Below are 24107 nucleotides of genomic sequence, written 5' to 3' on the forward strand. Positions count from 1 at the left end.
GTGGCTGGCACCACGGCGGACGCGCCGCTGGGCGACACCGCGGCACACCGTCCGCGCCGCTCGGTCCTCTACATGCCGGCGTCCAACGAGCGGGCGCTCGAGAAGGCGAAGACGCTCCCGGTCGACGCCCTCATCCTCGACCTCGAGGACGCCGTCGCCCCCGACGCGAAGGAGCGGGCACGCGAGAACGCCTGTGCCGCAGCGCGATCCGGGGAGTACGGCCGCCGTGAGGTGACGATCCGGGTCAACGGCCTCGGTACCCGCTGGCACGAGGACGACCTCGCTGCCGCGTGCGCCGCCGGGCCGGACGGCATCGTCGTGCCGAAGGTCGGCTCCGCCGACGAGGTCCGCGCGCTGGTGGCCGCCATGGAGGCGGCGGGTGCCCCCGCGCGGACGAAGCTGTGGGCGATGGTCGAGACCCCCGCCGCGATGCTGCACTGCGAGGAGATCGCGGCCGCGTCCGACCGGCTCGAGGTGCTGGTCATGGGCACCAACGACCTGGCCAAGGAGCTGCACGCCGAGCACGTGCCCGGACGGCAGCCGCTCCTGACCGGGTTGTCGCTGTGCCTGCTCGCGGCGCGCGCGACCGGCACGGTGATCCTCGACGGCGTCTTCAACGACGTGGTGGACGCCGAGGGGTTCGCGGCCGAGTGCCGGCAGGGGCGCCAGATGGGCTTCGACGGCAAGACGCTCGTGCACCCCGGTCAGGTCGAGACCTGCAACGCGACGTTCGCGCCGGACGAGGCGGCCGTCGAGGACGCCCGGGCGGTCCTGGCGGCGTGGGAGGCGGGTGCCGGCACGGGCGTGGTGACGCTGAACGGCCGGATGGTGGAGGCCCTGCACGTCGAGACCGCGCAGCGGGTCCTGGCCGTCCACGAGGCGATCACGGGCCTCGCGGCGGACGACGCCTGACGGCCGCGAGGTCGTTGAAGAAAAAACTTTCCGGGAGGGGCAACCTCCCGCCCGGGGCGCGCGTCTAGGAGGGTGCGGTCGTCCTCGGGGGGAGGGCGGCCGCACCACTGTGTCCGGCCTCGTTCTGGTCACGGTCTGCGACCCAGTCGGTGTCGCAGACAACCTGACGGCCGCCTCGTGCGTCACCATGGCTGCAGGCTCGACGTTCGTGGGCCGGGCACCCGGCCACGGAAGGGGACACCATGAACCGCGCACGCACCACCTCGGCCGCCCTCGGGGGGGCCGTCGCCGCAGCCCTCCTGCTCGGGGGCTGTGGGGGCGTGACGTTCGGGCAGAAGACCGCGCAGACCAGCGCCGGGTCCGCGGCCCCGAGCAGCACGTCGCCGTCGAGCCCCACCAGCGAGGCCCCGTCCCCGACGAGCGAGACCCCGGAGCCCTCCGGCACCACGGCCCCGACCTCGGCGCCGACGACCCCCACCAGCACCCCGTCGACGTCGCCGACGAAGCCCGCCACCCCCACCAAGACGCCCACCCCGACGCCCAAGCCGACCCAGAAGAAGGAGGGCGACACCCTCCAGGCCGGTGACTCGGGGCCCTACGTCAAGCAGGTGCAGCAGCGGCTGACCGAGCTCGGCTACTGGAACGGTGGCGCCGACGGCACCTACGGCTTCCTCACCTCCCAGGCCGTCATGGCGCTGCAGAAGGCGGCCGGGCTCGGGCGCGACGGCGTGTTCGGCCCTGCGACCCGACGGGCGCTCCAGGCGGGGATCCGTCCCCAGTCCCGCACCGGAGGCACCGGGGTGGAGATCGACAAGGCGCGCCAGCTGCTGCTCGTGGTGCGCGGTGGTCGCGTGACGACGATCCTCAACACCAGCACCGGCAGCGGACAGCACTACTCCTACAACGGGGTCGACCACATCGCCCTGACCCCGGCCGGGTCGTTCCGGGTCTTCCGGACCGTCGACCACCTCGACAAGGGCCCGCTCGGTGACCTGTGGCGTCCGCGGTACTTCAACGGCGGCATCGCGGTGCACGGCGCCGGTGCCATCCCCGGCTACCCCGCGTCGCACGGCTGCGCCCGCGTCAGCAACCCCGCCATGGACATGATCTGGGCGAACGACCTCATGCCGGTCGGCAGCAGCGTCACCGTCTACTGACCCGGTCCCGCCACGGGGCGGGCGGTCCCCGGTGACGGCTCCGCCGGTCGGGTTCGCGCCGCCCACCGCCCGCGGGACCTTCTCCCCGGGTGCTCGCCCCCCACCTCCGCTGTGCTGGACGCAGCGGAGGTGGGCCATGGAGATCACGAGGCGCACAGCGCTCCAGGCCGCGGCGGTCACGGCAGGTGCGGGGGCACTCACCCTGGTGGGGGCGGGAGGCGCCGACGCGGCGTACCCCACCGTGCAGCTCGGCAGCAGGGGGACGGTGGTGCGCACCCTGCAGAGCCGGTTGACCGCGCTGCGCTACTGGTGCGGCACCGTCGACGGCGTCTTCGGCCCATTGACCCAGCAGGCCGTCTACGCGCTGCAGAAGGCCGCCGGCATCACCCGTGACGGCGTCGTCGGACCCGTCACCTGGAGCCGGCTGGCCGCCGGCGTCCGCCCCCGCGTGCGCACCCGGACGGGCACCTGGGTGGAGATCGACAAGGCCCGCCAGCTGTTCGTGTATGCCGTGGACGGCCGGCTGGTGCTGACGCTCAACACGAGCACCGGCTCGGGGCAGCGCTACTGGAGCCGCGGTGCCTGGCACGTGGCATACACCCCGACGGGGTCGTTCCGCGTCTATTGCACGGTGAACGGCTGGGACACCGGGCCGCTGGGGTCGCTGTGGCGGCCGGCGTACTTCAACGGCGGCATCGCGCTGCACGGCTACGGGTCGGTCCCCCCGTACCCCGCGTCGCACGGCTGCGTCCGCGTCAGCATCGCCGCGATGGACATGCTCTGGGCGACCGGCCGCGTGCCCCTCGGTCGCCGCGTCACGGTCTACTGAGGCGCGCACCCGGAAAAACTTCTGGGGCCCATGTCGAAGTCCGGGGTCGCCGTTCGACGTACGTGCGACAGTGCACGTCTTCACAACGGAAGGATCGAGCAGATGCCTCGCTTCATGGGATTCGTCAGGATGGAAGAGGGCTCGGGGGCGCCGCCGCAGGCGCTGATGGACGCGATGGACGTGTACATCGGTGAGCAGGCGGCCAAGGGGACCTTCCTCGACGGGGGAGGCCTCTACGGCACCGAGGACGCCGTCAACTTCGTCGTCCGCGAGGGCCAGACCTCGCGCGTCGACGGCCCCTACGCCGAGGCCAAGGAGGTCGTCGGCGGGTTCGCGATCATGCAGTACGACACCGTCGAGGAGGCGATCGCCGGTCAGCAGGAGTTCGCCGACCTGCACGCGAAGCACTGGCCCGAGTGCCGCATGGTCGCGACGCTGCGCCAGATCTCCGAGGCGCCGCCGGAGGCTGCGGGAGCCTGACGAGGCCCGCCCGAAGCACGACGGGACGGACGCCGCCTGGCGGCGGCGTCCGTCTCGTAGGCTCGACGGGTGTCAACCGAGGCCTCGACCGCCGGAGCGATCACCACCGCGTGGCGGGCCGAGTCGGCGCGCCTGGTCGGTGCGCTCACCCGGATGACGCGTGACGTCGACCTGGCCGAGGATCTCGCCCAGGACGCGCTGGTCGCCGCCCTCGAGCAGTGGCCGGTGACCGGTGTGCCGGCCAACCCGGCCGCCTGGCTGATGACCACGGCCAAGCGCCGGGGTGTCGACCACTTCCGGCGAGTCGAGACCCTGCGTCGCAAGGTCGAGGGGCTCGCACTCGCGCTACCCGGTGCAGAGGAGGGACGCGTGCCCGACCTCGACGACCAGGTCGACCACATCGAGGACGACGTCCTGCGCCTGATGTTCCTGACCTGCCACCCGTCGCTGAGCCCTGAGTCGAGGGCCGCCCTGACCCTTCGCCTCGTGGGTGGCCTGACCACGAGCGAGATCGCGCGGGGGTTCCTGTCCACCGAGCCCGCGATGGCCCAGCGGATCTCCCGGGCCAAGAAGTCCCTCGCCGAGGCCCGCGCGGACTTCGACGTCCCGACCGGTCCGGAGCGCGACCAGCGCCTCGACGACGTCATGGCCGTGATCTACCTGATCTTCAACGAGGGCTACGCGGCGGCATCGGGGGAGAGCTGGCTGCGGCCGGACCTCGCGACCGAGGCCATCCGCCTGTCCCGGATGCTGGCCGGGCTCACGCCGCACGAGCCCGAGGTCCTGGGCCTCCAGGCACTCCTCGAGCTCCAGGCCTCAAGACTGCCCGCGCGGGTCGACGAGGAGGGGGCCGCGGTCCTGCTGGAGGCGCAGGACCGGTCGCGGTGGGACCACGAGCTCGTGCGTCGCGGCCTGGCCGCGCTGCGGGAGGCGCGGGCGCTGGCCACGCAGGGCAAGCCGGTCGGGACGTACTTCCTCCAGGCGTCGATCGCCGCCCAGCACGCCCGCGCACGGCGCGCCGAGGACACCGACTGGGCACAGATCGCAGCCCTGTACGACGTCCTCGCGCAGGCCGCGCCGGGGCCGGTCGTCGAGGTCAACCGCGCCGTCGCGCACGGGCGCGCCCACGGCCCCGCGTCAGGGCTCGCCGTGCTCGACGCCCTGCGCGGCGACGAGCTCGGGAGCTCGCCGCTGCTGCCCAGCGTGCGGGGCGACCTGCTCGAACGCGCCTCTCGGCACGCCGAGGCCGCGGCCGCCTTCGCCGAGGCAGCCGCCCGGTCGCGGAACGCCGCCGAGCGGGTGGTGCTCGAACGCCGGGCCGACGAGAACCGCGCGCGGCTGTCGAGTCCCGGCTGACCGGGCCGACGCACCGGTCCACGAGCCCACCGGCGCCCGTGCCCGGCAGGCGTGCCGGTCAGCGCGGCTGTGCGGCGACCCAGCGCAGCTGCGCGGCCGCGTGGTCGCGCCAGTAGGCGGCGGTGTGGCCGCCGTCGTCGACCGTCAGCCGCGCCGAGGGCAGGGCGCGGGCGAACGCGCGGTTGCCGGACACGAACGGGTCGGAGCGCCCGCAGTCCATCCGGACCGGGATGCGGCGCAGCACCGCGAGCCGCCCGGGTGCGAAGACGTCGTGGGCGAGGAAGTCCTCGCGGTCGTCGAAGGCGCCGGGGGAGCTGGCACCCGGGGTCGTCCAGAGCGCCGCGCTCTCTGCCACCACGGCGGACACGCGCTCGGGGCCCAGCTCGCTGGCGAGCAGCAGCGAGCCGTACCCGCCCATCGACCAGCCGAGGAAGGCGATCCTGCCCTCGTAGCCGGTCTCCTTGCGCATCAATGGAATCAGGTCGTCGACGACCATCGCGCCCGGGTCCACCCCGGACCGGCGCCGGTGCCAGTAGTCGTCGCCGCCGTCGACCGACGCCAGTGCGAGCCCGGTGGCTGCGACGTGGTCGTCGAGGTGCAGGATGCGGAACGCGTGGCTGGCGTCACCGCCCTTGCCGTGCAGCACGACCACCAGCGGCGGCCGCTGCACGCCCTTGGGTCGGGCGAGCTGCCAGTGCACGGTGCGCCCGGGGCAGTGCCGGGAGGTCAGCGTTCCTGCGCTCGCCAGCACGTCCGCGCGGCTGCCCGCGCCACACCCGGCGAGGCCGAGCGCGACCGCCCCGGCGGCGCCGCCGAGCAGCGCTCGCCGGGGGATCGTGGACATGACGCCACCCTAGGTACGCCGGGTGCCCGGCTACCAGCGTGACGTGGCCGCGGCGACGAGGTCGCCCATGAGCTCGGACTCGTCGGCCTCCAGGCCGCGTGCCCGGAACCACCGGCACATGTTCGCGACGTCGCGCTCGAGGAACTCGAAGCCGCGGGGGTTGCCGATGACGTCGACGACCTGGGGCCAGTCGATGACGACGAGCCGCTCGTCGTGGACCAGCACGTTGTACGGCGACAGGTCGCCGTGCGCCCAGCCGTGCTCGGCGAGCACCGTCATCGTCCGCCGGAGCTGCTCGAAGAGGTCGGCGAGCAGGTCAGGCGCCGGACGCGTCTGCGCCAGGCGTGGTGCCGCCTCGCCGTCGGAGCCGATGAACTCCATGAGCATCTCGCGGTCGCTGAGCTGCACCGGGTAGGGGACCGGCAGGCCGAGCTCCCACAGCTGCCCGAGCGCCTCGAACTCCGCCGAGGCCCACTGGCCGGACAGCAGCTCGCGGCCGAACTCGGTGCGCCGGGCCATGGCCCGCATCTCGCGGCTGCGGCGGACCCGGCGGCCCTCCTGGTAGCCGGCGTCGCGGTGGAACATGCGGTGCTCGGTGGTGCGGTACCGCTTGGCCGCCATCCACGTGTCGAGCGCGGGCTGGTCGGTGCCGTCGGGCACCCAGCGGCGGACGACGTGGACGTCGGCCTCCTTGCCGGTCTTGAGGATGCCGAGGTCGGCCTCGACGGCTGCGAGGGCGGTGATGACCCAGTCGGGTCGGGGTTTCGGACCGTGCGTGGCACCGTCCCAGCTCGACCAGCGCTCGCCCTCGGGCGGCGCGTCAGGAAGGCTGTCGAACGAGAACTCGGGGTTCTCTCCAAAAGCGTGCAACGGAAGACTCCATCGAAGAAGGGGTGTGGGCGCGAGGGCAGCCCGGGACAGTCGTGGACATGTCGCCCCTCCTTCCGTTCGACGTGGTGGCCCCGTCGAGCGAGTCGTGCCGCGGCCGGTGCCGTCGGCGTGCCCGGCCATGCTGGCAGCGACGACGTGACGTCCGCCACCGAGTTTCCGCGGACACACGGGCGGGGCACGCGCCCGACCTGCGGGTGGGCAGGCTCACACGTCCGTCCGGTACCCACCACCGGAGGCGCTCGGCATACTCGCCAGCATGTCCCGACTTCAGACGACCGACGGCCTCACCGAGGAGCAGACCGAGCTGGTGAAGCTGGTCCGGGAGTTCGTCGAGGAGCAGATCATCCCGGTGGCGCAGCAGCTCGAGCACGCCGACGAGTACCCCACCGAGATCGTCGAGGGCATGAAGGAGATGGGGATCTTCGGGCTGATGATCCCCGAGGAGTACGGCGGTCTGGGGGAGTCGCTGCTGACCTACGCGCTGGTGGTCGAGGAGATCGCGCGCGGCTGGATGTCGGTGAGCGGCATCATCAACACCCACTTCATCGTGGCGTACATGCTGCTGCAGCACGGGACCGAGGAGCAGAAGCAGCGGTACCTGCCGCGCATGGCGACCGGCGAGGTGCGCGGCGCGTTCTCGATGAGCGAGCCCGGTCTCGGGTCGGACGTCTCGGCGATCCGGTCCAAGGCGGTCCGGGGGGCCGGCGAGGGCGCCGACACGGAGTGGACGCTCACCGGGCAGAAGATGTGGCTCACCAACGGCGGCTCGGCCAACCTCGTGGCGGTGCTGGTCAAGACCGACCTCGGCGCGGACTCCGTCTACCGGAACATGACGACGTTCCTGGTGGAGAAGGAGCCCGGCTTCGGCGAGACGGCCCAGGGCGTCACGGTGCCCGGCAAGATCGAGAAGATGGGCTACAAGGGCGTCGACACGACCGAGCTCGTCCTCGAGGGCCACCGCACCACCTCGGCCCAGATCCTCGGCGGGGAGCCGGGCAAGGGCTTCTACCAGATGATGGACGGCGTCGAGGTGGGCCGCGTCAACGTCGCGGCACGGGCCTGCGGGGTGTCGATGCGCGCCTTCGAGCTGGGCATCGCCTACGCGCAGCAGCGCGAGACCTTCGGCAAGAAGATCGCCGAGCACCAGGGCATCCTGTTCCGGCTCGCCGACATGGCGACCAAGGTCGAGGCGAGCCACCAGATGATGGTGAAGGCGGCACGGCTCAAGGACGCCGGTGCGCGCAACGACCTCGAGGCGGGGATGGCGAAGTACCTCGCCGCCGAGAACTGCGCCGACGTCGTGGAGCAGAGCTTCCGCATCCACGGCGGGTACGGCTACTCCAAGGAGTACGAGATCGAGCGCCTGTACCGCGAGGCGCCGATGCTGCTCATCGGCGAGGGCACCGCGGAGATCCAGAAGATGATCATCGGCCGGCGCCTGCTCGAGGACTTCGCCCTCAAGAAGTAGCGGCGCGCCGCCGCGAGGGCAGGCGGGTGCTGGCCAGGGCGGTTGCCGCGATGGTGACGAGCGCGCCGAGCAGGATCGCGGCGTCCTCGCCGGGGACCAGGAGCCCGTGGGCCCGGCCGAGGGTCGCTGCCGCGACGGGGACCCCGAGCTGCGCGGACGTGGCGACGGCGAGGGACCACGGCTGCCGCGTGGCGACCATGGCACCGTGCACGACCACGGCCCCGACACCGAGCGCGAGCCCCAGCACGACCGCACTCGGGTGCTGGGCCAGCGTCCGCAGGTCGAGCGACGCGCCCAGCCAGACGAAGAAGACCGGGGCGAACAGCCCCTCGGTGACGGCGAACAGCTGCTTGGCCACACGCCGCGGCTCGCCCACCGCGGCCACCACCAGCCCGAGGGCGAAGCCGGCCAGCAGCACGGAGACGTCCAGCGCCACCGCGAGCGCGGCCAGGGCGAACAGCACCGACAGGAGCAGCCGCAGCTCGATCGCCAGCTCGCGCTCCTCGGACAGCCGGTGCACCGCCCGCTGCCGGCCCGACGTGTGGGCCCACCGCAGCCCCCACCACGCCGCGGCAGCGGCCGCCGCGACGACCAGGGCCCCGAGCGCGGCCCGGCCCGCGTGCCGGGGGTCGAGGACGAGCGGCAGCAGGACGATGCACGCGGCGTCGGCCACTGCGACCTGGGGCAGGACCTCGACCACCGACCTCGCGGTGAAGGGGCCGGGCCCGAGGACGGGCATCACGACGCTCGCCGACGAGGAGGTGAGCAGCACGGCATACAGGCTGGTGTGGGGGGTGCCGAAGGCCGCGGCGAGGACAGCGCCGACGCCGGCCGCCAGGACGCCGATGGCGGCGGCCCGGGCAAGACCGGTGCGAATGCCCTTCAGCAGCAACGGGTCCCGCACCGGCACGTGCGATCCGGCGACGAACATGACCAGCGCGAACCCGATCTCCGCGAGGAAGTGGAAGGTGGGGTCGTCTGCCGACAGCAGCCGCAGCCCGGTCGCGCCGAGGGCCACCCCGACCGCCAGCTCGCCGACGACGACCGGCAGGCGCAGCGCGCGCGGCAGGGACAGGAGCGCGCCGAGCAGGGCCACGGCGCAGATGAGGGCCAGCTGTCCGAAGCCCACTCAGGCCGCCCGGCCGGGCGCACACGGTGCCATGGAGGAGTTGTACCCCCGCTGGGGCGCGGACGGCACCCGCCGCAGCAGGGGGAGTGTCACTCGCCGCGGACCGGCCGTGCGGCTGGGTGTCCGCCGCGAGCGCGCGGTCAGCGGCTCCACGGCCGGGGCACAGACAACGTGCAGCGGGTTTTGACAGACTGGTGCCATGAGCACGCAGCCAAGCGCCCTGTCGCGGTCCCGGGCGGTCCTGACGCTGGAGTACCCCATGTCGCTGGGGCGCTACGACACCTACGAGGCGGCACAGAAGGCGGTCGACTACCTCTCGGACCACGAGTTCCCGGTGCAGAACGTCCTCATCGTCGGCACCGACCTCAAGCAGCTCGAGCGGGTCACCGGCCGGCTGACCCGTGGACGCGCCGCGGTCGGCGGCCTCGTCTCCGGCGCGTGGCTCGGCCTGTTCGTCGGGATGATCTTCGCGCTGCTCGACACCTCCAGCAGCGCCGGCTTCTCGAGCATCCTGGCCACCATCGCCTTCGGTGCGCTCTTCGGGCTCGTGTGGAGCCTCATCGGGTACCAGCTGGCGCGCGGCCCCCGCGACTTCACCTCGGTGACGCAGGTCGTGGCCACGCAGTACGAGGTCCTCGTCGAGCACAAGTACGCCGGTCAGGCGCGCGAGATGCTCACGCAGATGGACCCCATGGCCGCCGCGCAGGCCCAGGTCGCCGCGGCCCGCGAGGCCGAGCGCGAGGCTGCGCAGCACCGCGCCGCCGGCGAGCCCCCCGTTCCGCCGGCCCCGCCCGCCTGACCCCCGCGCGCCTGACCGCATATCCGCCACACGCGGGAGGCCGCCGGCGCGCCCGCGCCCTACGCTGCCGCCCATGAGCGAACCCATGGGGAACGGGGGCCGTCCTGCGCTGCAGGAGCTCGACGACGACTTCGAGTCGGTCATGTGTGTCGTGGCGCACCCCGACGACATCGAGTACGGCACGGCTGCGGCCGTCGCGAAGTGGACCGACGCCGGGAAGCGGGTGACCTACTTCCTGCTGACCCGAGGCGAGGCCGGCATCGACACCATGCACCCGGAGGAGGCGGCCCGGGTGCGCGAGCAGGAGGAGCGCGACGGGGCCGCCGTGGTGGGGGTGACCGAGGTCGACTTCGGCAACCACCGCGACGGCGTCATCGAGTACGGGCTGGGCCTGCGCCGCGACATCGCCCGCGAGATCCGCCGGCGCCGGCCCGACGTCGTCGTCACCGGGCACTACGGCGACCGGTTCGTGCAGGGGATGCTGAACCAGGCCGACCACCGCGCCGTGGGGCTCGCTTGCGTCGACGCGGTGGCGGATGCCGGGAACCGCTGGATCTTCCCCGAGCTGCTCGAGGAGGGGTTCGAGCCGTGGAACGTCAGGCGGCTGTGCTTCGGCGGCTCGCCGACCGCGACGCACTACGTCGACGTGGCGGCCCAGTTCGACCGCGCCGTGGCCTCGCTCGAGGCGCACCGGGCCTACAACGCCGCGCTGCCCGAGCAGTTCCCCAAGCCGCCCGAGCTGCTGGGCATGGTCCTGGGCTGGGGCGGCCAGGCGGCCGGCGTCGACAAGGCGCTCGTCCTGGACGTCGTCGACCGGCGCTGAGGGCGGCGCGCGGGGACGGGCGCTGAGGCCTGCGGTGTGGGGGCGGGCGCCTGCCCGCCCCCACGGCCGTCAGCGGGACTGGACCTCGCGGATCCACGCCTCGACGTCGGTGGACGTGCGCGGCATGGCGGCGGACAGGTTCTCGTGGCCGTCCGCGGTGACGACGACGTCGTCCTCGATGCGCACGCCGATGCCGCGGAACCGCTCGGGCGCCTTCAGGTCGTCGGACTTGAAGTACAGGCCCGGCTCGACCGTGAGGACCATCCCGGGCTCGAGGACGGCGTCCATGTACTCCTCGCGGGTCGCGAGCGCGCAGTCGTGGACGTCGATGCCGAGGTGGTGGCTCGTGCCGTGCACCATCCAGCGGCGGTGGTACTGGCCGTGCTCCTTGTCGAGCGTCCCCTCGACGTCGACGCCCTCGGGCAGCAGGCCCCAGCCGTGCAGCTTCTCGGCGATGACGCGGATGGCCGCGGCGTGGATGTCGCTGAACCGGTTGCCCGGCTTCACCGCGGCGAGGCCGGCCTCCTGTGCCTCGAGGACGGCGTCGTAGACCTCGCGCTGGGCGTCGGTGAACGTGCCGTTCGCGGGGAGGGTGCGCGTGACGTCGGCGGTGAACAGCGAGTCCATCTCGACGCCGGCGTCGAGCAGCAGCAGGTCGCCGTCGCGCAGCTCACCGGTGTTCTTGATCCAGTGCAGCGTGGTCGCGTGGTCGCCGGCGGCGGCGATCGAGTCGTACCCGACGCCGTTGCCCTCGTGCCGGGCGACGAGCCCGAACACGCCCTCCACCCAGCGTTCGCCGCGGCCGCGGGCCACGGCCTCGGGCAGGTCGGCGATGACGGCCTCGAAGCCGCGCTTGGTGGCGGCGACGGCCTTGCGCATCTCCTCGAGCTCCCACTGGTCCTTGACCATGCGCAGGTTCGACAGGAAGTGCGCGAGCTCGTCGTCGGCCTCGGTGAGGTCCTCGGCCTCGACCGACTCGGACGTGCGCGCCTCGTCGAGCTGGCGGGTCAGGTCGCGGTCGGCGTCGCGCACGACGCGGACGGTGACCTCCCCGGCGTCCTTGACCGCCGCGTCGGCGAACTCGTCGATGTGCCGGCCGGTGACGCCGAGCTCGAGCTCGATGTCCTCGATCGTCGGGCGGGCGCCGACCCAGAACTCGCCGTAGCGGGCGTCGGCGAAGAACTCGTCGGTGTCGCGGCCGGCCAGGGGGCGGAAGTACAGGACGGCCTCGTGGGTGCCGTCGTCGCGGGGCTCCAGCACGAGCACCGCGTCGGGCTCGCGGTCGCCGCCGAGCCCGGTGAGGTGCGCGAACGCGCTGTGCGGGCGGAAGACGTAGTCGGTGTCGTTGCTGCGCACCTTCAGGCCGCCGGCGGGGATCACGAGCCGGTCGCCGGGGAAGGCCTCGCTGACCTTGGCACGCCGCGCCGCGGCATACCGCGCGGCCTCGCTCAGCCCGGTCGCGCCGGGCGCGCGCGGCGCCCAGTCCTCGGCGATGAACGCCCGCAGCTCGTCGGTCGTGGGACGGGCGCGGTTCTCCGGCTTCTTCTGCTCTTCGCTGGCGGTCACGAGGCCATGGTGCCACGCCGCGCAACCGGGTATGCCGGGTGCGCCCCGGCAGCGCGGAGGGCTCAGTCGGAGGCGAGCAGGGCCAGGACGGCCTTCTCCACGGCGGCCTGGCGGCGCTCGGGGCTGCGGTAGCGGGACGGATCGACGGCGATGGTGGTCCCGGACTCGTAGAGGTCCAGGACCCGCGGGTCGATGTAGGAGTTCTTGGCGATGGTCGGGGTGTTGCCGAGGTAGCCGGCGACCTCCTCGACCGCCGCCTTGACCGCGCGGCGGCGGGAGGCCTTGGTGTCACCCTTCTCGGGGGTGGTGGCCAGGGCCAGCGCGGCGAGGACGGTGGCGTGCCAGGTGCGGAAGTCCTTGGCCGTCATCTCGCCGTGCAGCAGCTCGGCGAGGTAGGCGTTGACGGTGGCGGCGTCGAGGTCGGACCAGCGGCGCTGCTGCTGGTAGGCGAGCAGCCGCTTGCTCGCCGACTTGCGCTTGCGCAGCCGGTCGATGGCGGCCATCGCGAGCTCGTCGTCGATCTCGATGCGGTGCTCGATGCCGGACTTCCCGACGAAGGTGAAGACGATGACGTCGCCGCGCCGGCGCACGTGCTGGCGCTCGAGGGTGGTGAGGCCGAACGAGCCGTTCGCGTCGGTGTACGCGTCGCTGCCGATCCGGAAGTAGCCGTGGTCGAGCAGGCGGACGGCCGTGGCGGCCGCACGCTCTCGGGGCATGTCCGCGAGCGCCAGGTCGACGAGGACCCTGCGCCGGGCGGCGGGCAGGTGGGCGGCCGCGGCGAGCACCCGGTCGAACTTCATCTGGTCGCGCTTGACCCGCCAGTCGGGGTGGTAGAGGTACTGCCGGCGCCCGGCGGTGTCCGTGCCCACGGCCTGGATGTGGCCGCGCGGGTGGGGGCAGATCCAGACGTTCTCCCACGCCGGCGGGATGGCCAGTGACCGGATGCGCTCGACCTCCTCGGCGGGGAGGCGCGTGCCGTCGGAGTCGAGGTAGACGAACCCCCTGCCGCTGCGACGCCGGGTCCACCCGCGCGTTCCGGGGGACACCGTGCGCAACCGAGCCATGCCCGAAACCCTAGGACGAACGGTGCAACGTCGCAGGTCAGGCGACTGAGGCGCCCGCAGCGGCTCAGATGCGGCTGTCCGGGCCGCTGCGGCGTGCCTCGTCGGCCGTCTCGTCGTCGGGCATCGTCTGGCTGATCCGCTCGGCCTCCACGCGGCCGAGGTAGATGTCCACCTCGGACTGTTGCCGCGCCTCGTCCCAGCCGAGCACGGGGGCCACGAGGGCGGCCGCCGCGGGCGCGGCCGAGACGCCGCGGTCCCAGGCCTCGATCGAGATCCGGGTGCGCCGGGTGAGGATGTCGGTGAGGTGCAGGGCGCCCTCGTGCGAGGCGGCGTAGACGACCTCGGCCTTGAGGTGGTCCTCGGCGCCCTCGAGCGGCTCGCCGAGCTCGGGGCGCTCGGCCACGAGGTCGAGCAGCTCCTGGGTCAGCGCGCCGTACCGCCGCAGCAGGTGCTCGACCCGGGCCACGTGCAGGCCGGCGTCGGACGCGAGCGTGTGCCGCTGGTTCCAGGCGGCCTGGAAGCCGACCGCGCCCACGAGGGGGATGGTCTCGGTCGTCGAGGCGGGGATGCGGCCGTCGAGGCCCTGCACGGCCTCGTCCACCGCGTCCTTGGCCATGACCCGGTAGGTCGTGTACTTGCCGCCGGCGACGACCACGAGGCCGGGGGCGCTGTGGGCCACGACGTGCTCGCGTGACAGCTTCGACGTCGACTCCGACTCGCCCGCGAGCAGCGGCCGCAGCCCGGCATACACGCCCTCGACGTCCTCGTGCGTCAGCGGCGTCACGAGCACCCGGTTGACGTGGTCGAGGATGTAGTCGATGTCCGCGCGGGTCGCGGCGGGGTGGGCCTTGTCGAGGTTCCAGTCGGTGTCGGTGGTGCCGAGGATCCAGTGCCGGCCCCACGGGATGACGAACAGCACCGACTTCTCGGTGCGCAGGATGAGCCCGGTGGAGGAGTGGATCCGGTCACGGGGCACGACGAGGTGGATGCCCTTGCTCGCGCGGACGTGGAACTGGCCGCGCTCGCCGACCATGGCCTGGGTGTCGTCGGTCCAGACGCCCGTCGCGTTGACGATCTGCCGGGCGTGGATCTCGAACTCCCGGTCGGTCAGCTTGTCGACGGCCCGGACCCCGGTGACGCGCTCGCCCTGGCGCAGGAACCCGATGGCGGCGACCCGGTTCGCGACGTGCGCGCCGTAGTGGGCGGCGGTACGGGCGATCTCCATGGTGTGGCGGGCGTCGTCGACCTGGGCGTCGTAGTACTGCACGGCGCCGGTGAGGGCGCTGCTGCGCAGGCTCGGCATGAGCCGCAGGGCCTGACGCCGGGTCAGGTGCCGGTGGTGGGGAAGCCCCGCACCGGTGCCGGACTGCATGGCCATGGCGTCGTAGAGGGCGATACCGGAGCCGACGTAGCCGCGCTCCCAGACGTGGTGGGTGAGGGGGTAGAGGAACGGCACCGGCCGGACCAGGTGCGGCGCGAGCCGGGTGAGGAGCAGCCCGCGCTCGCGCAGGGCCTCCCGGACGAGGCCGAAGTCGAGCATCTCGAGGTAGCGCAGGCCACCGTGGATGAGCTTGCTCGAGCGGGACGACGTGCCGCTGGCGAAGTCGCGCTGCTCGATCAGACCGGTGGACAGGCCCCGGGTCACGGCGTCGAGGGCCGTGCCGCTGCCGACCACGCCACCGCCGATGACCAGCTGGTCCAGCTCCCGGCCCGAGGCCAGGGTGTCGATGGCCGCCTGACGGTCCTGTGGTGACAGTCCGCTGCTCATGTCGGTGCTACTCCTCGTCGACGTCGACCCAGTCGAGCGTGCGCTCGACCGCCTTGCGCCACCCGGCATACCCGGCCTCGCGCTGCTCGTCGCTCCACGTCGGCTCCCAGCGCCGGGACTCCTGCCAGTTGGCCCGCAGCTCCTCGGTGTCCTTCCAGAAGCCGGTGGCCAGACCAGCAGCGTAGGCCGCGCCGAGGGCCGTGGTCTCGGCGACCACCGGGCGTGAGACGGGCACGCCCAGAATGTCCGCCTGCAGCTGCATGCAGAGCTCGTTCGCGGTGACGCCGCCGTCGACCTTGAGGACCGACAGCTCCATCGGGACGCCCGCGGCGCCGGTGTCGGCGGTCATCGCGTCGGCCACGTCGCGCGTCTGGTAGCAGATGGCCTCGAGGGTGGCGCGGGCCAGGTGGGCGTTGGTGTTGAAGCGGCTCATGCCGACGATCGCGCCGCGCGCGTCCGGTCGCCAGTACGGCGCGAAGAGGCCGGAGAACGCGGGGACGAAGTACAGGCCGCCGGTGTCCTGCACCTGGCTGGCCAGCCGCTCGACGTCACCGGCGCCCGAGATGATCCCGAGCTGGTCGCGCAGCCACTGGACCGCCGACCCCGTGACGGCGATCGACCCCTCGAGGGCGTAGACGGGCTTCGCGTCGCCGAGCTGGTAGGCCACGGTCGTGAGCAGCCCGGACTCGCTGCGGACGATCTCCTCGCCCGTGTTGAGCAGCATGAAGTTGCCGGTGCCGTAGGTGTTCTTGGCCTCGCCTGGCCGGAAGCACACCTGTCCGACGGTGGCCGCGTGCTGGTCACCGAGCGCACCGGCGAGCGGGACCTCGCCGCCGAGGGGGCCGCCGGTGCGGGTCGTGCCGTAGAGGGCGGGGTCGGAGCTCGGCCGGATCTGCGGCAGCATCGAGCGCGGGATCCCGAAGAAGCCGAGCAGCTCCTCGTCCCAGTCGAGGGTGCGCAGGTCCATGAGCATGGTGCGGCTGGCGTTGGTGACGTCGGTGACGTGCACGCCCCCGTCGGTGCCGCCGGTGAGGTTCCACAGCAGCCAGGTGTCGATGGTGCCGAAGACCAGGTCGCCGGCCTCGGCCGCCGCGCGGGCCCCGTCGACGTTCTCGAGGATCCACTGCACCTTGCCGGCGGCGAAGTACGCGGCAGGCGGTATGCCGGCCCGCTCGCGGATGACGTCGCCGCGTCCGTCCTGGTCGAGGGCCCGGGCGATCCGGTCGGTGCGGGTGTCCTGCCAGACGATCGCGTTGTGCACCGGGCGACCCGTGTGCCGGTTCCACACGACGGTGGTCTCGCGCTGGTTGGTGATGCCGATCGCGGCCAGGTCGCCCGGTTGGAGGTCGAGGCGGGCCAGGGCGGAGGCGATCACCGTCTGGGTGCGCTCCCAGATCTCCAGCGGGCTGTGCTCGACCCAGCCGGCGCGGGGGAGGATCTGCTCGTGCTCGAGCTGTCGGCTGCCGACCTCGTTGCCGTCGTGGTCGAAGACCATGAACCGCGTGCTCGTCGTGCCCTGGTCCACCGCGCCAACGAATTCGGCCATGGCGCGACCCTACTCAGGTGGCGCTCCCGGCAGACAGGCCCGCCTTCGTCATCTGGACACGGAGCCGACACGCCTTGGTGCGACGCACCGGAATCGGGCTGCGCGGCATACCGCACGTGGCGGCGGGCACGACGACTTGGGGCTCGTGAGCCACGAACGGTCGCGGCCGGCGGCACGGGACGAGCGTTCGTGGCCTCACGGCCACGAACGGTCGTCCCGGGACGCCGCGGCGTCAGGCCTTGGGGGCGGGCTCGACCAGCTCGGGCCGCGCGGGCTGCTCGCCGCCGCGGGCGTCGAGGTAGCTCTGCTTGGGCACCATGACCTTGCGCCGGAAGATGCAGACCAGGGTGCCGTCCTGCTTGTAGCCCTTGGTCTCGACGTGGACGACGCCGCGGTCGTCCTTGCTCGTCGACTCCCACTTGTCGAGGACCTCGGTCTGGCCGTAGATCGTGTCGCCGTGGAACGTCGGCGCGACGTGGCGCAGGCTCTCGATCTCGAGGTTGGCGATGGCCTTGCCCGAGACGTCCGGCACCGACATGCCGAGCAGCAGCGAGTACACGTAGTTGCCGACCACGACGTTGCGGCCGAACTGCGTGGTGTTCTCCGCGTAGTTGGCGTCGAGGTGGAGCGGGTGGTGGTTCATGGTGAGCAGGCAGAACAGGTGGTCGTCGTACTCGGTCACCGTCTTGCCGGGCCAGTGCTTGTAGACAGCGCCGACCTCGAACTCCTCGTAGCTGCGTCCGAACTGCATGCGGCCCATCCTGCCGACGGTGGCCGTCCGGGGACACCGGTGCGGCGCGTGCGTTCGCTCACAACCTCCGGAACACTGCGGCGGAGTTTGTCGAGAGCGGCCGGCGGCGGTCGTCACACGGCTGTCAGGGCCCTCGGGCCTGCAGCCACTCCCGGACAGGAGCACCACCGTGAAGTACGTCATCCTCATGCACTCCAACCCCCAGCCCTGGGGCCACCCGACCAGCGACTTCCTCGCCGAGCACCAGGCCCTGCCGCCGGAGGAGCGGGAGCGGCGCGGCGCCGAGTTCGACGAGGTCCTGAAGGAGCTGTCCGAGCGCGGTGAGCTGGTCGGGGGCCAGGCGCTAGGCGACCCGCGGGACGCACGGCTGTTCCGGTGGGAGGGCGGGCGTCGCAAGGTCACCGAGGGCCCGTACGCCGAGACCGCCGAGCACTTTGCCGGCTTCTTCCTGATCGACGTGGAGAGCCAGGAGCGGGCGGAGGAGGTCACCGCGAAGTTCTCCGGCCCGGGCGAGACGGTCGAGCTGCGGCCCCTCTTCGCCTGACCGCCCGGGTGCCCCATCGGTCCACCGGTGGGGCACCCGGGAGGCGCCCCGCGCCACCCCTACGCTTGGCCCGTGCGCATCGACCTCCACACCCACTCCTCGGCGAGTGACGGCACCGAGCCGGCGGAGGTCGTCGTCGCACAGGCAGCCCGCGCCGGCCTCGACGTGGTGGCCCTCACCGACCACGACACGTATGCCGGGTGGCCGGCGGCGCAGGCCGCCGCGCGCGAGCTCGGGGTCGGGTTCGTCCCCGGCGTGGAGGTGTCCTGCTCCCACCGCGGCGTCAGCGTCCACCTGCTCGGCTACCTCGTCGACCCGGGGTTCGCGCCCCTCGTGGAGGAGCTCGAGAAGGCCCGGCAGTCCCGCGTCAGCCGCGTCGAGCGGATGGTCGACCGGATGGCCGCCGACGGCATACCCGTCAGCATGGAGGCGGTCCGCGCGCAGGCTGGGGAGGACACCACGCTCGGGCGCCCGCACATCGCCGACGCGCTCGTGGCCGCCGGGTACGTCCCCTCCCGGGACGCGGCGTTCACCGACGTGCTGCGCAACGGCAGCCCCTACTACGTCTCGCACTACGCCCCCAGCCCCGTGCGGGCCGTCCAGCTGGTCCGGGCGGCCGGCGGGGTGCCCGTGATGGCGCACCCGTTCGCCTCCTCGCGGGGCCGGACCGTCGACGACGACGTCATCGCCGCGATGGCCCAGGCGGGGCTGGCCGGGCTCGAGGCCGAGCACCGCGACCACACCGACGACCAGCGCGACCACGCCCGTGCGCTCGCCGCGCAGCTGGGCCTGTTCACCACCGGGGCGAGCGACTACCACGGCGCGGGCAAGCCCAACCGCCTCGGCGAGAACACGACGTCCCCGGAGGTGCTCGCCGAGATCGAGCGGCAGGCCACGAGCGGCGTGGAGGTGGTGCGGCCGTGAGCAGCGTGCTCGACCCGCAGGTGTTCGGCTCGGTCTTCGTGACGCTGCTCGTCATCATGGACCCGCCCGGTGCGCTGCCGATCTTCCTCGCGCTGACCGGCTCGCTCACGCAGAAGCAGAAGCTCGCCGCCGCCCGCCGCGCCAGCCTCGTCGCGCTCGGCGTCATCGCGGCGTTCGCGGTGTTCGGCCAGCAGATCCTCAACTACCTGCACATCTCGCTGCCGGCCCTGCAGGGTGCCGGCGGCCTCCTGCTGCTGCTCGTCGCCCTGCAGCTGCTCACCGGGTCGGAGCAGGAGCAGCACGCCGACGCCGGCGTGAACGTCGCCCTCGTCCCGCTCGGCACGCCGCTGCTCGCCGGCCCCGGTGCGATCGTCGCGACGATGCTGGCCGTGCAGAACTCCACCCGCCCGGGCGAGTACATCGCCGTCGGGGCGGCGCTGGTCGCCGTGCTCCTGGTCGTGTGGCTGTTCCTGCGGTTCGCCGGCCAGATCCACCGCGTGCTCAAGGACAGCGGCACCGTGCTCCTGACCCGCATCGCCGGACTGCTGCTGTCCGCCATCGCGGTGCAGATGGTCGCCGACAGCGTCCGGGCCTTTGTCAGCGGGACGTCCTAGCGTGGGCGCCGTGGGAGCAGGGACCGGGGGGTTCGAGCAGGGCGAGCTGGTGGGTATGCCGCGCCGCCTGTTCCGCGCGAGCCCGAGCAAGCTGCTGGCGTGGGTGGACTGCCCGCGCCGCTACCGCATGCAGTACCTCGACCGGCCCACGCCGCCGACCCGGCCGCAGCGCGCGCACACCTCCCTCGGCGTGGCCGTCCACAACGCGCTGCGCGACTGGTGGGACCTGCCGGGCGAGCACCGGACCCCGGCCTCGGGGGCGGAGCTGGTGCGCACGTCGTGGATCGAGTCCGGCTTCCGCGACCCCGACCACTCCCGGACCTGGCGTGAGCGCTCGCAGGAGCACGTGACGACCTACCTGTCCGACGTCGACCCGAGCGTCCAGCCCCTCGGGATCGAGCGGACCGTGTCGCTGAAGACCGGCACGCTCGCGCTGTCCGGGCGGATCGACCGGCTCGACGACCGCGGCGACGGCCTGGCCGTCGTCGACTACAAGACGAGCCGGACCGTCCCGACCGACGACGACGCCCGCACCTCGCTGCCGCTGGCGCTCTACGCCGCCGCCGCGTGGAAGATGTTCCGCCGCCGCTGCGTCCGGGTCGAGCTGCACCACCTGCCGTCGGGCACGGTCGCGGCCCACGAGCACACGCCCGAGTCCCTGCAGCGCAAGCTCGCCGAGGCCGAGTCGATCGCCGCCGACGCCCGCCGCGCCGAGGACGACTACGCCCAGTTCGGCGTCGACTCCGGCCGGTTCCCCGCGCAGGTCGGGCCGCTGTGCCAGTGGTGCGACTTCCGCCGGCACTGCCCGGCGGGGCAGGCGTTCGGCCCGGAGAAGTCCGACTGGGCGGCCCTGGAGGATCCGGTCCCGGCGACCTGACAGACTGGGCCGCGAGCCGGCATACCGACCGACCCGCACGAAAGGTCAGCACGTGGCGAGGAAGCGCACCAGGCCGGCCACGGTCGTGTCCGTGGCCAACCAGAAGGGCGGGGTCGCCAAGACGACCTCCGTGGCGTCGCTGGGGGCGGCCTTCGCCGAACAGGGCAAGCGGGTGCTGCTCGTCGACCTCGACGCGCAGGCCTGCCTCACCTTCAGCCTCGGGGTCGACCCCGACGAGGTCGAGGGGTCGGTCAACGAGGTCCTGCTCGGCAAGGCGCAGGTCGCCGACGTCCGGATCGCCTGCGAGGACGGCGTCGACCTGGTGCCGAGCGTCATCGACCTCGCCGGCGCCGAGGCCCAGCTGCTGCCGCGGCCGGGGCGCGAGTACATCCTGCGCGGCGTGCTCGAGGAGGTCCGGTCGGAGTACGACGTCATCCTGCTCGACTGCTCGCCCAGCCTCGGCGTGCTCACCCTCAACGCGCTCACGGCCTCGCAGGGCCTCGTGATCCCGATGCCGTGCGAGATGCTCAGCCACCGCGGGGTCGGCCAGCTGCTCGACACCGTGGCGGACGTGCAGAAGATCCTCAACAAGGACCTGCGCGTGATGGGGATCCTCCCGACCCTCTTCGACGGGCGCAGCAACCACGCCCGGGAGGTCCTGGCCGACGTGGGGGAGCGCTACGGCCTGCCGGTGCTCGACCCGCCGATCCCGAAGACCGTGCGGTTCGCCGAGGCGCCCGCCGTCGGGCGCTCGATCCTGGCGACGTCCCGCACCTCCAAGGGCGCCAAGGCGTACCGAGACGTGGCGAAGGCGCTCGCGAAGCAGCTCTGAGATCGCGGTTGCGGAATACCCGCGGCGGTCGCGTACTTGTCACCAGATGGTGCCCATTCCCCCCCGACCGAGCACCTACCCGATCCAAGGAGTGACATGACGACCACCACCCCTGCCCTGGCCATGCCGTCCGCCGACGGCCGGTTCGAGACGACGACGGTGGAGCGGCGTGACCTGCGTGCGGACGACGTGCGCATCGACATCAAGTTCGCGGGCATCTGCCACAGCGACATCCACACCGTCCGCGGCGAGTGGGGCGACACCAGCTACCCGCTGACGCCGGGCCACGAGATCGCCGGTGTCGTGAGCGAGGTCGGCCCCGAGGTCACGAAGTTCAAGGTCGGCGACCGCGTCGGCGTCGGCTGCATGGTCGACTCGTGCGGCGAGTGCGCCCAGTGCAAGGCCGGCCACGAGAACTTCTGCGAGAAGAAGACCGTCTTCACCTACGGCGACACCGACGTCGACGGCACCACGACCCAGGGCGGCTACAGCCAGCAGGTCGTCGTGACCGATCGCTTCGTCGTCCGGATCCCCGACGGGCTCGACCTGGACAAGGCCGCGCCGTTGCTGTGCGCCGGCATCACCCTCTACACGCCGCTCAAGCGCTGGCTCGACCACGCCGGCCCCAACGCCAAGGTCGCGATCGTCGGCATGGGCGGCCTGGGCCACATGGGTGTCAAGATCGCCGCGGCGATGGGCGCGGACGTCACCGTGCTCAGCCAGGGCCTGTCGAAGGAGGAGGACGGCCGCCGCTTCGGCGCCCGTGACTACCGCGCGACGAGCGACGCCAAGACCTTCGAGGACCTCGCAGGGACCTTCGACGTGATCATCTCGACGATCAGCGCCGACCTCGACCTGCCGCAGTACCTCTCGCTGCTCAAGCCGTTCGGCACCTTCGTCACCGTGGGCCTGCCGCCGAGCCCGCAGCAGCTGCCCTTCGGTGCGCTCATCAACGGTGACAAGACCGTCGCCGGCTCCAACATCGGCGGCATCGCCCTCACCCAGGAGATGCTCGACTTCTGCGCGGAGCACGGCATCACCGCCGAGATCGAGACGATCTCCGCGGACAAGGTCGACGAGGCCTACGACCGCGTCGTGAAGTCCGACGTGCGGTACCGGTTCGTCATCGACACCGCGACCATCGGCGCCTGACCCGGCGCCGCGACAGCGGACGACCGAAGGGCCCAGCCTCCACGGAGGCTGGGCCCTTCGTCGTCGTGGTCGGACCGCTCGCGACCAACCTCTGCTAGCAGAGGTTGGTCGGCTCAGCAGAGGTTGGAACCTGTGCTGGGTGCACGACGGTCTGCTAGCAGAGGGTCGTGCACCGGCCTGCAGGGGCTGGGTCAGCCCTGGGTGGCCTCGCCCGCGGGCTCGCCACCACGCGTACGCCGCCGGTTGCGGCTGCGACGCGGGCGCGCCGGGGCGTCGCCGTCCTCGCCGCGCTGCTCGGCGCCACCGCGGGCGCCGTCCCGGCCGCCGCCCTGGGAGCGGGCGCCGTCGCGACCGCCGCCGGTGCCGCCCTGGCCACGGCCACCGCGGCCGCCGCCGGTGCCGCCCTGCGGCCGACGACCGCCGGACTTGCCGGTCTCGCCGAGGTCCTCGAGCTCCTCGGCCGCCAGGCCGGCGCGGGTCTGCTGGGCCCTGGGCAGGCGGCCCTTGGCCTCCCGCGGGATGTTGAGCTGCTCGAACAGGTGGTCGGAGGAGGAGTAGGTCTCCTCCGGCTCGGGGATGCCGAGGTCGAGGGTCTTGTTGATCAGGCCCCAGCGCGGCATGTCGTCCCAGTCGACGAAGGTGACGGCGATGCCCGTGTTGCCGGCACGCGCGGTGCGGCCGATGCGGTGCAGGTAGGTCTTCTCGTCCTCGGGGCACTGGTAGTTGACGACGTGGGTGACGTTGTCGACGTCGATGCCACGGGCCGCCACGTCGGTGGCGACGAGGATGTCGACCTTGCCGTTGCGGAAGGCGCGCAGCGCCTGCTCACGGGCGCCCTGGCCCAGGTCGCCGTGGATGGCGGCGGCGGCGAACCCGCGGTCGACCAGCTCGTCGGCGACCTTCGCGGCGGTGCGCTTGGTGCGGCTGAAGACGATCGTCAGCCCCCGGCCCTCGGCCTGGAGCATGCGGGCGAGCATCTCGACCTTGTCCATCGCGTGGGCGCGGTAGACGAACTGCTCGACGGCCTTCACCGTGTGGGCGTTCTCCTGGTCGTCGCCCATGGCGCGGATGTGGGTCGGCTGGCTCATGTACCGGCGGGCGAGCGCGACGACGGCGCCGGGCATGGTGGCCGAGAAGAGCATGGTCTGGCGCGACCCGGGGGTCAGCGCGAGCAGCTTCTCGACGTCGGGGAGGAACCCGAGGTCGAGCATCTCGTCGGCCTCGTCGAGCACGACCGACTTCACGTGCGACAGGTCGAGGTGGCCCTGCTTGGCCAGGTCGATGAGCCGGCCGGGGGTGCCGACGACGACCTCGACGCCCTTGGCCAGCGCGTCGATCTGCGGCTCGTAGGCGCGACCGCCGTAGACGGTCAGGACGCGGATGCCGCGGCGCTTGCCGGCCTTCTCGAGGTCGCCGGCCACCTGGACGGCGAGCTCACGCGTCGGGGCCACGGCCAGGGCCTGCGGCTTGCCGGCATACGCGTAGTCGTCCCAGCCGGCGTCGCCGCGGGCGATGGTGCGGTTGAGCATCGGGACGCCGAAGCCCAGCGTCTTGCCGGTACCCGTCTTGGCCTGGCCGATGATGTCGTGGCCCGACAGGGCCACCGGCAGCGTCATGGCCTGGATGGGGAAGGGGGAGGTGATGCCCGCGTCGGCCAGCGAGGCGACGATGTCGGGGTGGACGTCGAAGTCGGCGAAGGTGACGTCGGCGGGCACGGGGGTGCTCGTCGGGGTGTCGTCGGCGGGCACGGGGGTGCTCGTGGAGGTGTCGGTCATGGAGTT

General features: G+C 72.7%; 23 protein-coding genes. 14 read left to right on the forward strand and 9 right to left on the reverse strand.

Translation table 11 applies throughout. The features are described from left to right. The 5 genes from J2X64_RS12175 to J2X64_RS12195 all read left to right on the forward strand — a co-directional run bounded on the left by J2X64_RS12175 (position 1) and on the right by J2X64_RS12195 (position 4734). Positions 1-912, forward strand: a complete 912-nt coding sequence (locus J2X64_RS12175; RefSeq protein ID WP_310154609.1) for a CoA ester lyase — start codon at positions 1-3, stop codon at positions 910-912. Between the two features lie 242 nt (positions 913-1154). After that, the gene (locus J2X64_RS12180; RefSeq protein WP_310154610.1) at positions 1155-2069 is read left to right on the forward strand and encodes a L,D-transpeptidase family protein; all 915 of its coding nucleotides are present in this window, start codon (positions 1155-1157) and stop codon (positions 2067-2069) included. 136 nt (positions 2070-2205) lie between these two features. Next, on the forward strand, positions 2206-2898 hold the full coding sequence (locus J2X64_RS12185) for a L,D-transpeptidase family protein (protein WP_310154613.1): 693 nt from the start codon (positions 2206-2208) through the stop codon (positions 2896-2898). 102 nt (positions 2899-3000) lie between these two features. After that, entirely contained in the window at positions 3001-3378 is a 378-nt protein-coding gene (locus tag J2X64_RS12190; RefSeq protein WP_310154616.1) for a YciI family protein, read from the forward strand. A 69-nt stretch (positions 3379-3447) separates the two neighbouring features. Then, positions 3448-4734 (forward strand): DUF6596 domain-containing protein, encoded by a 1287-nt coding sequence (locus J2X64_RS12195; protein WP_310154619.1) that lies wholly within the window; start codon positions 3448-3450, stop codon positions 4732-4734. Positions 4735-4792: 58 nt separating this feature from the next. On the opposite strand, the gene J2X64_RS12200 is transcribed toward J2X64_RS12195, so the two are convergent. Together J2X64_RS12200 and J2X64_RS12205 are read right to left on the reverse strand one after the other, a co-directional pair. Beyond that, positions 4793-5578: an alpha/beta hydrolase-fold protein gene (locus J2X64_RS12200; RefSeq protein ID WP_310154623.1), complete on the reverse strand. Its 786-nt coding sequence runs from the start codon at positions 5576-5578 to the stop codon at positions 4793-4795. Positions 5579-5608: 30 nt separating this feature from the next. After that, positions 5609-6448, reverse strand: coding sequence for an RIO1 family regulatory kinase/ATPase (locus J2X64_RS12205; protein ID WP_310154626.1), 840 nt, complete (start codon positions 6446-6448; stop codon positions 5609-5611). A gap of 277 nt (positions 6449-6725) precedes the next feature. On the opposite strand from J2X64_RS12205, the gene J2X64_RS12210 reads away from it, so the two are divergent. After that, the gene (locus J2X64_RS12210) at positions 6726-7937 is read left to right on the forward strand and encodes an acyl-CoA dehydrogenase family protein (protein WP_310154628.1); all 1212 of its coding nucleotides are present in this window, start codon (positions 6726-6728) and stop codon (positions 7935-7937) included. Here J2X64_RS12210 and J2X64_RS12215 read toward each other — a convergent pair. Beyond that, the gene (locus tag J2X64_RS12215; RefSeq protein WP_310154631.1) at positions 7927-9066 is read right to left on the reverse strand and encodes a cation:proton antiporter; all 1140 of its coding nucleotides are present in this window, start codon (positions 9064-9066) and stop codon (positions 7927-7929) included. The genes J2X64_RS12210 and J2X64_RS12215 overlap by 11 nt on opposite strands. A gap of 199 nt (positions 9067-9265) precedes the next feature. Between J2X64_RS12215 and J2X64_RS12220 the strand changes: the two genes are divergently transcribed. Next, positions 9266-9865 (forward strand): general stress protein, encoded by a 600-nt coding sequence (locus tag J2X64_RS12220; RefSeq protein ID WP_310154634.1) that lies wholly within the window; start codon positions 9266-9268, stop codon positions 9863-9865. A gap of 73 nt (positions 9866-9938) precedes the next feature. Then, positions 9939-10688 carry a PIG-L deacetylase family protein gene (locus J2X64_RS12225; RefSeq protein ID WP_310154637.1) on the forward strand — a complete coding sequence of 250 codons (750 nt, stop codon included), beginning with the start codon at positions 9939-9941 and terminating at the stop codon, positions 10686-10688. A 69-nt stretch (positions 10689-10757) separates the two neighbouring features. Here the strand turns inward: J2X64_RS12225 and J2X64_RS12230 are convergent, their stop codons facing one another. The 5 genes from J2X64_RS12230 to J2X64_RS12250 all read right to left on the reverse strand — a co-directional run bounded on the left by J2X64_RS12230 (position 10758) and on the right by J2X64_RS12250 (position 17383). Further along, positions 10758-12254 (reverse strand): aminopeptidase P family protein, encoded by a 1497-nt coding sequence (locus J2X64_RS12230; protein ID WP_310154640.1) that lies wholly within the window; start codon positions 12252-12254, stop codon positions 10758-10760. A 62-nt stretch (positions 12255-12316) separates the two neighbouring features. Further along, a complete protein-coding gene (locus J2X64_RS12235) occupies positions 12317-13318 on the reverse strand; it encodes a DNA topoisomerase IB (protein WP_310154644.1) in 1002 nt (333 codons plus the stop codon). Between the two features lie 64 nt (positions 13319-13382). Beyond that, on the reverse strand, positions 13383-15086 hold the full coding sequence (locus J2X64_RS12240) for a glycerol-3-phosphate dehydrogenase/oxidase (protein ID WP_310154647.1): 1704 nt from the start codon (positions 15084-15086) through the stop codon (positions 13383-13385). Positions 15087-15093: 7 nt separating this feature from the next. Then, complete coding sequence (gene glpK / locus J2X64_RS12245; protein ID WP_310154649.1) at positions 15094-16632, reverse strand: glycerol kinase GlpK; 1539 nt, start codon at positions 16630-16632, stop codon at positions 15094-15096. 232 nt (positions 16633-16864) lie between these two features. Beyond that, entirely contained in the window at positions 16865-17383 is a 519-nt protein-coding gene (locus tag J2X64_RS12250; RefSeq protein WP_310154652.1) for a MaoC family dehydratase, read from the reverse strand. Positions 17384-17552: 169 nt separating this feature from the next. Between J2X64_RS12250 and J2X64_RS12255 the strand changes: the two genes are divergently transcribed. From J2X64_RS12255 to J2X64_RS12280, 6 genes are all read left to right on the forward strand, one after another. Beyond that, complete coding sequence (locus J2X64_RS12255) at positions 17553-17927, forward strand: YciI family protein (protein WP_310154655.1); 375 nt, start codon at positions 17553-17555, stop codon at positions 17925-17927. A gap of 72 nt (positions 17928-17999) precedes the next feature. Continuing rightward, complete coding sequence (locus J2X64_RS12260; protein WP_310154657.1) at positions 18000-18851, forward strand: PHP domain-containing protein; 852 nt, start codon at positions 18000-18002, stop codon at positions 18849-18851. Beyond that, positions 18848-19465 carry a MarC family protein gene (locus tag J2X64_RS12265; RefSeq protein WP_310154660.1) on the forward strand — a complete coding sequence of 206 codons (618 nt, stop codon included), beginning with the start codon at positions 18848-18850 and terminating at the stop codon, positions 19463-19465. Before J2X64_RS12260 ends, J2X64_RS12265 begins: the two co-directional genes overlap by 4 nt. A gap of 10 nt (positions 19466-19475) precedes the next feature. Then, the gene (locus J2X64_RS12270) at positions 19476-20342 is read left to right on the forward strand and encodes a PD-(D/E)XK nuclease family protein (protein WP_310154662.1); all 867 of its coding nucleotides are present in this window, start codon (positions 19476-19478) and stop codon (positions 20340-20342) included. A 91-nt stretch (positions 20343-20433) separates the two neighbouring features. After that, positions 20434-21174: a ParA family protein gene (locus J2X64_RS12275; RefSeq protein ID WP_310154666.1), complete on the forward strand. Its 741-nt coding sequence runs from the start codon at positions 20434-20436 to the stop codon at positions 21172-21174. Positions 21175-21270: 96 nt separating this feature from the next. Next, positions 21271-22326, forward strand: a complete 1056-nt coding sequence (locus J2X64_RS12280) for an NAD(P)-dependent alcohol dehydrogenase (RefSeq protein WP_310154668.1) — start codon at positions 21271-21273, stop codon at positions 22324-22326. Positions 22327-22517: 191 nt separating this feature from the next. Here J2X64_RS12280 and J2X64_RS12285 read toward each other — a convergent pair whose 3' ends face one another. Continuing rightward, positions 22518-24101, reverse strand: coding sequence for a DEAD/DEAH box helicase (locus J2X64_RS12285; protein ID WP_310154671.1), 1584 nt, complete (start codon positions 24099-24101; stop codon positions 22518-22520). Positions 24102-24107: the final 6 nt, after the last annotated feature.

The sequence above is a fragment of the Phycicoccus sp. 3266 genome, from assembly GCF_031456495.1.
Classification (GTDB): Bacteria; Actinomycetota; Actinomycetes; order Actinomycetales; family Dermatophilaceae; genus Pedococcus.